This window comes from Aeromonas sp. ASNIH8 (assembly GCF_002919855.1).
Lineage (GTDB): Bacteria > Pseudomonadota > Gammaproteobacteria > Enterobacterales > Aeromonadaceae > Aeromonas > Aeromonas caviae.
On record NZ_PQLN01000258.1, the window covers coordinates 1 to 768 of the forward strand.

2 pseudogenes are annotated in these 768 nt (G+C 51.0%); one reads left to right on the plus strand and one right to left on the minus strand.

The features are described from left to right. Window positions 1-478: pseudogene (locus tag C3418_RS23790) on the plus strand (IS630-like element ISAhy2 family transposase); the annotation flags it as partial. Window positions 479-493: 15 nt separating this feature from the next. Here the strand turns inward: C3418_RS23790 and C3418_RS25130 are convergent. Continuing rightward, a pseudogene (locus tag C3418_RS25130) lies at window positions 494-640 on the minus strand (hypothetical protein); the annotation flags it as partial. Window positions 641-768 lie beyond the last annotated feature (128 nt).

The following is a 768-nucleotide window of genomic DNA, read 5'->3' on the forward strand; positions in this document are numbered from 1 at the left end:
AGACCTCAATCCCAAATTAGGAGCCGACTGGATGTTCAGAGCGCAGCAAAAGCGGGTTGTCACACCGGGGCAGAATGCCAAGCATTATCTGGCAGGCGTTCTCCACGCAGGCAACGGAAGGGTACTTTACGTCAGCGGGATCAAGAAAAACTCATCGCTGTTTATTGCCATGCTGGAAAAGCTGCGCCACCACTACCGACGAGCCAAAACCATCACGTTGATCCTCGATAACTACATCATTCACAAAAGCAAACAGACCGAGCGATGGTTGAAGAAGAATCCCAAGTTCTGCCTGGTGTTCCAGCCAGTTTACAGCCCTTGGGTTAATCACATAGAACGGCTATGGCACAAGTTACATGAAACCATCACGCGCAATCATCAATGCAGAGGGATGGCAAACCTGCTGGCCCGAGTGAAACACTTCATGGATACCGTGTCTCCTTTCCCGGGGAATGGCTATGGCACAGCGAAGGTGTAGCACTATTGGGATCAGTTATTTAGGCAAAGGCTTCCCTTGGTCTCTGGCCTTGCAAATACTGATCAGGCGTTCTCCTAAGGTGCCTTTTGCCATATAACCGGTAACCAGAACCGTTGCTTGCCGTCTGGATGCGACAAGTTTTTCAAGATGCTTAACAACAGGTCCTGTCTCTTGATCAGATCTTGATCCCCTGTGCCATCAAATCCTTGGCGGCAAGAAAGCCATCCAGTTTACTTTGCAGGGCTTCCCAGCCTTCCCAGAGGGCGCCCCAGCTGGCAATTCCGGTTCGC